Raw genomic sequence first — 7,670 nt, 5'->3', positions numbered from 1 at the left:
CCGCGTTCACCTGAGCGACTCGGTCAACTGTGGGAGCGGGCTTGCTCGCGAAGGCGTCAGTCCCGTCAACTCATCCTTCATGATTGTCACGGTTTGGTGACATAACTCGCCCCCTTCGTTACAAGCCCGCCACCCCCCGTTGTTTAGACTGCCCCTCAGTCATAACAACAAAAAAGGTCCCCCATGCACACCTTCCAACCTGCCTTCAGCAGTTGGCTCAACGCACCTGCCCATCAGCAATGGCTGGCCACCGAAGGCCTGCGCCTGTTGGCGTTTGCCAAGGCTTCGAAGCTGCCTGAAGGCTTCGGCAATCTCGATGAGCGCGGCCATCTGCCGGCCGATGCCCAAGCCGAAGCCATGAACACCGCGCGCATGACCCACAGCTTCGCCATGGCCCATATCCAGGGCCTGCCGGGGTTTGCCGAGTTGGTGGATCACGGCATCCAGGCGCTGCGCGGGCCGTTGCGCGATGCGCTGCATGGCGGCTGGTTCGCGGTGGCCGAGCACCGTGACGGCAACACCGGCAAGAACGCCTATCTGCATGCGTTCGTGGCGCTGGCCGCCAGCTCCGCGGTGGTCGCGCAACGACCGAGTGCGCAGGCCTTGCTCGATGATGCGATCGACATCATCGACACGTATTTCTGGAGCGAGGAGGAGGGCGCCATGCGCGAATCCTTCAATCGCGACTGGAGCGAGGAAGAGGCCTATCGCGGCGCCAACAGCAACATGCACGCCACCGAAGCCTTCCTCGCCCTGGCCGACGTCACCGACGACAACCGCTGGCTGTGCCGCGCCCAGCGCACCGTCGAGCGGGTGATTCATGGCCATGCAGCCGCCAATGGCTATCTGGTGGTCGAGCATTTCGACCGCGACTGGCAACCGCTGCGCGAGTACAACCACGACAATCCCGCCGACGGTTTCCGCCCGTACGGCACCACCCCGGGTCACGGATTCGAGTGGGCGCGGCTGTTGCTGCACCTGGAAGCGGCTCGGGTACAGGCCGGCATGCTCACGCCGGGCTGGGTGGCCACCGATGCGGAAAAACTCTTCGAACACAACTGCCGTCATGGCTGGGACGTCGATGGCGCACCGGGCATCGTCTACACCCTGGACTGGGACAATCGCGCGGTGGTCCGCCATCGCTTGCACTGGACCCATTGCGAAGCCAGCGCCGCCGCCAGCGCATTGCTCAAGCGCACGGGCGATGCGCAATACGAGCAGTGGTACCGGCTGTTCTGGGAATTCTGTGACAAGCATTTCATCGATCTTTGCGACGGCAGCTGGCACCACGAGCTCGACCCGCTGAACCGCCCCAGCGCCGACATCTGGGCCGGCAAACCCGACCTCTATCACGCCTGGCAGGCGCTGCTGATTCCGCGCCTGCCCCTGGCACCGAGCATGGCCACGGCGCTGGGACAGTTGTCCCAGAGCGTTCCTGTGTAACCATGTGGTGACATTCGCGCGTCCCTTCGTTACCTGCGAAGGGATGTGCGCTGGTTAAAATCCTGTGCAGCGCAAGCACCAGACTTGCAATGCATAACAACAAGAAAGGTACTTCTAGATGAATGCGATTTCTCGCCTCGCTACTGTCATTTCTCTCGCCTCACTGGTTCCTCTTTCCGCGTTCCCGCTCGCAAGCTTTGCCGATGACTCCAAAGGTTCGGTGGAAGTCGTGCATTGGTGGACGTCCGGTGGCGAAAAGGCAGCGGTCGATGTCCTCAAGGCCCAAGTCGAAAAAGACGGCTTTACCTGGAAGGACGGCGCAGTCGCCGGCGGTGGTGGCTCCACCGCAATGACCGTACTCAAGAGCCGCGCCGTGGCCGGTAACCCGCCAGGCGTTGCGCAGATCAAGGGCCCGGACATCCAGGAATGGGGCAGCACCGGCCTGCTCAGCACCGACACCCTGAAGGACGTTGCCAAAGCGGAAAACTGGGATGGACTGCTGTCGAAGAAAGTCTCCGACACCGTGAAATACGAAGGCGATTACGTGGCCGTGCCGGTGAACATCCACCGCGTGAACTGGCTGTGGATCAACCCGGAAGTGTTCAAGAAAGCCGGGATCGACAAGGCCCCGACCACCCTCGAAGAATTCTATGCCGCTGGTGACAAGCTGAAAGCCGCAGGCTTCATCGCGCTCGCCCACGGTGGCCAGCCTTGGCAGGACAGCACCGTATTCGAAGACGTGGTGCTCTCGGTCATGGGCGCCGACGGTTACAAGAAAGCCTTGGTGGACCTCGATCAGAAAACCCTGTCGGGCGCCGAGATGACCAAGGCTTTCACCGAGCTGAAGAAAGTCACCACCTACATGGACCCGAACCGCGCCGGTCGTGACTGGAACATCGCTGCCGCCGACGTGATCAACGGCAAGGCCGGCATGCAGATGATGGGCGACTGGGCCAAGAGCGAATGGACCGCCGCCAAGAAAGTCGCAGGCAAGGACTACCAGTGCGTAGCGTTCCCGGGCACTGATAAATCTTTCACCTACAACATCGACTCCCTGGCCGTGTTCAAGCTCAAGGCTGATCGCAAGGGCGACATCGCCGCGCAGCAGGACCTGGCCAAGGTCGCGCTGGGTACTGATTTCCAGAAAGTCTTCAGCATCAACAAGGGTTCGATCCCGGTTCGGACCGACATGCTGAACGACATGGAAAAACTCGGCTTCGACTCCTGCGCCCAGACCGCTGCCAAGGACTTCCTGGCGGACGACAAAACTGGCGGCCTGCAACCGAGCATGGCGCACAACATGGCCACTTCCCTGGCCGTGCAGGGCGCGATCTTCGACGTGGTCACCAACTTCATGAACGACAAGGACGCCGACCCGGCCAAGGCCAGTGCGCAACTGGCTTCGGCGGTCAAAGCGGCTCAGTAACTCCTGACGCAGCCTGTTCCTGGTTGGAATGGGATTGTGTGGGAGCTGGCTTGCCAGCGATGCAGGCGACTCGGTTCGACTTTGAACCCGGTTGATCCCATCGCAGGCAAGCCAGCTCCCACAGGATCCTGCTCCCACAGGGGATCGGCTTGCCGGTTTCTTTTCTCTTTACCTGGATTATCCCGATGAGCTCTGTGGCGGTTTTCAGCAAAGCCTCACCGTTCGATGCACTGCAACGCTGGCTACCCAAGTTGGTACTCGCGCCGAGCATGGTGGTCGTGTTGGTCGGCTTCTACGGTTACATCATCTGGACGTTCATTCTGTCCTTTACCAATTCCAGCTTCATGCCGAGCTACAAGTGGGTCGGCCTGCAGCAATACATGCGCCTGATGGACAACGACCGCTGGTGGGTCGCGAGCAAGAACCTTGCGCTGTTCGGCGGCATGTTCATCGGCATCAGCCTGATCCTCGGCGTGTTCCTCGCTGTACTTTTGGACCAGCGCATTCGCAAGGAAGGCTTCATCCGCACCATCTACCTGTACCCGATGGCGCTGTCGATGATCGTCACCGGTACCGCGTGGAAATGGCTGCTCAACCCAGGCCTGGGCCTGGACAAAATGCTGCGTGACTGGGGTTGGGAAGGCTTTCGCCTGGACTGGCTGGTGGATCAGGATCGCGTCGTTTACTGCCTGGTGATTGCTGCCGTGTGGCAAGCCTCCGGGTTCGTCATGGCGATGTTCCTGGCCGGTCTGCGCGGAGTCGATCAGTCGATCATCCGTGCCGCGCAAGTCGACGGTGCGAGCCTGCCGACCATCTACCTGAAGATCGTTTTGCCGAGCCTGCGCCCGGTGTTCTTCAGCGCCTTCATGATCCTGGCGCATATCGCGATCAAGAGCTTCGACCTGGTGGCGGCGATGACCGCTGGCGGCCCTGGCTACTCGTCCGACCTGCCGGCGATGTTCATGTATTCCTTCACCTTCAGCCGTGGCCAGATGGGCATCGGTTCGGCCAGCGCCATGCTGATGCTCGGCGCCGTGCTGACCATCCTCGTGCCGTACCTGTACTCCGAGCTGCGAGGCAAACGCCATGACTAATCAACTCGGAAAACCGACCCTGAGCTTCAGTCGCATCGCCATCTACGCAACCTTGCTGCTGGCGGCTGCGGTGTATCTGATCCCGCTGGTGGTGATGCTGCTGACCAGCTTCAAGACCCCGGAAGACATCCGCACCGGCAACCTGCTGAGCTGGCCGACGATGATCGACGGCATCGGCTGGATCAAGGCGTGGGATGTGGTCGGCGGCTACTTCTGGAACTCGGTGAAGATCACCGTGCCGGCGGTGCTGATCTCGACCTTCATCGGCGCCATGAACGGTTACGTACTGTCGATGTGGCGCTTTCGTGGTTCGCAGCTGTTCTTCGGCCTGCTGCTGTTCGGCTGCTTCCTGCCGTTCCAGACCGTGCTGCTGCCGGCCTCGTTCACCCTCGGCAAGTTCGGCCTGGCCAACACCACCACAGGTCTTGTGCTGGTGCACGTGGTCTACGGTCTGGCGTTCACCACTTTGTTCTTCCGCAACTACTACGTAAGCATTCCGGATGCGCTGGTCAAGGCCGCGCGGCTCGATGGCGCGGGCTTCTTCATGATCTTCTGGAAGATCCTGCTGCCGATGTCGATCCCGATCGTGATGGTCTGCCTGATCTGGCAGTTCACCCAGATCTGGAACGATTTCCTGTTCGGCGTGGTGTTCGCCAGCGGCGACGCCCAGCCAATTACCGTGGCCCTCAACAACCTGGTCAACACCAGCACCGGGGCCAAGGAATACAACGTTGATATGGCTGCCGCGATGATCGCCGGGCTGCCGACACTGCTGGTCTACATATTCGCTGGCAAGTATTTCCTGCGTGGGCTGACGTCCGGCGCGGTCAAGGGGTAGAAACATGGCAACTCTCGAATTACGCAACGTCAACAAGACCTATGGCGCCGGTTTGCCGGACACGCTCAAAGACATCGAGCTAAAGATCAACGACGGGGAGTTTTTGATCCTGGTCGGCCCGTCCGGCTGCGGCAAATCCACCCTGATGAACTGCATCGCCGGCCTGGAAACCATCAGCGGCGGCGCGATCCTGGTGGACGACGCCGACATCAGCGGCATGAGCCCCAAGGATCGTGACATCGCCATGGTGTTCCAGTCCTACGCGCTGTACCCGACCATGAGCGTGCGCGACAACATCGCCTTCGGTCTGAAGATTCGCAAAATGCCGACTGCCGACATCGACGAAGAAGTCGCTCGCGTCGCCAAGCTGCTGCAGATCGAACACTTGCTCAACCGCAAGCCCGGCCAGCTCTCCGGTGGTCAGCAACAGCGTGTGGCGATGGGGCGAGCACTGGCGCGGCGGCCGAAGATTTATCTGTTCGACGAACCGCTGTCCAACCTCGACGCCAAGCTGCGGGTCGAGATGCGCACTGAAATGAAACTGATGCACCAGCGCCTGAAAACCACCACGGTCTACGTGACCCACGACCAGATCGAAGCGATGACTCTGGGCGACAAAGTGGCGGTGATGAAGGACGGGATCATCCAGCAGTTCGGCACCCCGAAAGAAATCTACAACGACCCGGCCAACCTGTTCGTGGCGAGCTTCATCGGTTCGCCGCCGATGAACTTCATCCCGCTGCGTCTGCAACGCAAGGACGGTCGCCTGGTGGCGCTGCTCGACAGTGGTCAGGCGCGCTGCGAATTGCCGCTGGGCATGCAGGACGCAGGTCTGGAAGACCGCGAAGTGATCCTCGGCATGCGCCCGGAGCAGATCTCGCTGGCCGGCACCGAGGCCAATGGTTTGCCGACCATTCGCGCCGAAGTCCAGGTCACCGAACCGACCGGGCCGGACACTCTGGTCTTCGTCAATCTCAACGACACCAAAGTCTGCTGCCGTCTCTCGCCGGACGTTGCGCCGCAAGTGGGCGAGACCCTGACCCTGCAATTCGATCCGTCGAAAGTGCTGCTGTTCGATGCCAAGACCGGTGAACGCCTGGGGGCTGCCGGTCTTCCACAAGCTGAAAAACACGCTGCCAACGTCACTCAATTCAAAGGCCGCTGAGATAGAGACCTGTAGGAGCAAGCTTGCTCGCGATGGATGACAAGGCACCGCGGGGCGTCAGGGTGCCAGCGTCATAGTTGACGACCATCGCGAGCAAGCTAGCTCCTACAGGTTAGAGGGGGAATCCGTGGCGGACGGCCTGTCGCCCGTCACAACCGTTGTAACCGCGTTAGTGAAGTAAAAACTTAATAACAATAAAACGAGGATGTAGGGATGAAGAAGAACAACAACGCTCAGCTTATCTGCCAGTTATCCGCGATTGCCGCGATGACCCTGGCCGGTAGCGTCCACGCAGCTGAAGCGTTTAGCGCCGATTCGGAATGGATGACCGGCGATTGGGGTGGTGAACGGACCCGGCTGATCGAGCAGGGTATCGACATCAAAATGGACTACGTCGGTGAAGTGGGTGGCAACCTGCACGGTGGTTTCAACGACGACAAGACTGCGCGTTACGCCGACCAGTTCGGTCTGGGCGCGGCGCTGGATCTGCAAAAGCTGCTCGGCTGGGACAACACCCAGGCCAAGATCCAGCTGACCAACCGTAACGGCGAAAACATCTCCAACGACCGCATCGGCGATCCGCGCGCGGGCACGTTGAGTTCGTCCCAGGAAGTCTACGGCCGTGGCCACATGGTTCGTCTGACCCAGCTGTGGATCAAGCACCAGTTCCTGGACAACAAGCTGGACGTCAAGGCCGGTTACTTTGGTGAAGGCGAAGACTTCAACAGCTTCCCGTGCGAATTCCAGAACCTGGCGTTCTGCGGCTCGCAAGTGGGTAACTGGGCCACCAACATCTGGTACAACTGGCCGATCAGCCAGGCGGCGATCCGCGTGAAGTACAACATCTCGCCTGAGTGGTATGCGCAGATCGGTGCGTACAACCAGAACCCTTCGCAGCTTGAACACGGCAACGGTTTCAAGCTCAGCGGCAGCGGCACCAAAGGTACCGTGTTGCCGGTTGAACTGGTCTGGCTGCCGAACCCTGGCAACCTGCCGGGCGAGTACCGTGTCGGTTACTACAAGAGCACGGCCAAGGCCGATGACGTTCGCGAAGACGAAAACGGCAACGATGCTGCCACCTCCGGCAATGCCTACCGCAGCCACAGCAGCAAGCACGGCTACTGGTTCGTCGCGCAGCAGCAACTCACCAGCCACAACGGCGATTCTTCCCGCGGTCTGAACATCGCCGCAAACGCCACTTTCCACGACAAGGACACCAACGTCGTCGACAACTATCAGTCGCTGATGTTCGTGTACAAGGGCCCGTTCGATGCACGTCCGAAAGATGACGTCGGCATCGGTTTCGCCCGTATCCATGTCAACGATGACGTGAAGAAAAACGCCGAACTGACCAACACCGCCAACGGTGTCAGCAACTACGAAGACCCGCTGTTCTCGCCACTGCGCGAGACCGAGTACAACTACGAGCTGAACTACGGTTTCCACGTCACCAACTGGCTGACCGTACGCCCGAACCTGCAATACATCACTCATCCAGGCGGTGTGGATGAAGTGGACAACGCACTGGTCGCCGGCCTGAAAATTCAGTCGGTGTTCTGACGCTGTTGCGATAAGCTCCTCTCAATGTGCGCATTTTGCGGACAGCCCAGGCTGTCCGCTTTTTTTTGGGGCGTTTGTGGCGAGGGGGCTTGCCCCCGTTGGACTGCGCAGCAGTCCCATTTTTTTGGGGCCGCTTCGCGACCC

Annotated in this window: 6 protein-coding genes; all 6 read left to right on the top strand. The window is 60.4% G+C overall.

Translation table 11 applies throughout. From position 1 onward, the window contains the following. Positions 1-183: 183 nt before the first annotated feature. The 6 genes from ACW9JE_RS26500 to ACW9JE_RS26475 all read left to right on the top strand — a co-directional run bounded on the left by ACW9JE_RS26500 (position 184) and on the right by ACW9JE_RS26475 (position 7,526). Complete coding sequence (locus ACW9JE_RS26500) at positions 184-1,443, top strand: D-mannose isomerase (RefSeq protein WP_457434428.1); 1,260 nt, start codon at positions 184-186, stop codon at positions 1,441-1,443. Between the two features lie 118 nt (positions 1,444-1,561). Further along, positions 1,562-2,869: an ABC transporter substrate-binding protein gene (locus tag ACW9JE_RS26495; protein ID WP_457434427.1), complete on the top strand. Its 1,308-nt coding sequence runs from the start codon at positions 1,562-1,564 to the stop codon at positions 2,867-2,869. A gap of 185 nt (positions 2,870-3,054) precedes the next feature. Further along, entirely contained in the window at positions 3,055-3,963 is a 909-nt protein-coding gene (locus ACW9JE_RS26490) for a carbohydrate ABC transporter permease (RefSeq protein WP_224541245.1), read from the top strand. Next, the gene (locus tag ACW9JE_RS26485) at positions 3,956-4,801 is read left to right on the top strand and encodes a carbohydrate ABC transporter permease (RefSeq protein WP_224541243.1); all 846 of its coding nucleotides are present in this window, start codon (positions 3,956-3,958) and stop codon (positions 4,799-4,801) included. Before ACW9JE_RS26490 ends, ACW9JE_RS26485 begins: the two co-directional genes overlap by 8 nt. A 4-nt stretch (positions 4,802-4,805) precedes the next feature. Further along, on the top strand, positions 4,806-5,966 hold the full coding sequence (locus ACW9JE_RS26480) for an ABC transporter ATP-binding protein (RefSeq protein WP_457434426.1): 1,161 nt from the start codon (positions 4,806-4,808) through the stop codon (positions 5,964-5,966). Between the two features lie 213 nt (positions 5,967-6,179). Then, positions 6,180-7,526: a carbohydrate porin gene (locus tag ACW9JE_RS26475; protein ID WP_457434425.1), complete on the top strand. Its 1,347-nt coding sequence runs from the start codon at positions 6,180-6,182 to the stop codon at positions 7,524-7,526. Positions 7,527-7,670 lie beyond the last annotated feature (144 nt).

This window comes from Pseudomonas sp. SDO55104_S430 (genome assembly GCF_054070595.1).
This window is presented reverse-complemented; position numbering and strand designations above follow the sequence as displayed.

What these genes read in the sequence shown, in the direction of transcription:
- ACW9JE_RS26500 (WP_457434428.1), top strand. Translation starts at nt 184, where the DNA reads ATGCACACCTTCCAACCTGCCTTCAGCAGTTGGCTCAACGCACCTGCC.
- ACW9JE_RS26495 (WP_457434427.1), top strand. Translation starts at nt 1,562, where the DNA reads ATGAATGCGATTTCTCGCCTCGCTACTGTCATTTCTCTCGCCTCACTG.
- ACW9JE_RS26490 (WP_224541245.1), top strand. Translation starts at nt 3,055, where the DNA reads ATGAGCTCTGTGGCGGTTTTCAGCAAAGCCTCACCGTTCGATGCACTG.
- ACW9JE_RS26485 (WP_224541243.1), top strand. Translation starts at nt 3,956, where the DNA reads ATGACTAATCAACTCGGAAAACCGACCCTGAGCTTCAGTCGCATCGCC.
- ACW9JE_RS26480 (WP_457434426.1), top strand. Translation starts at nt 4,806, where the DNA reads ATGGCAACTCTCGAATTACGCAACGTCAACAAGACCTATGGCGCCGGT.
- ACW9JE_RS26475 (WP_457434425.1), top strand. Translation starts at nt 6,180, where the DNA reads ATGAAGAAGAACAACAACGCTCAGCTTATCTGCCAGTTATCCGCGATT.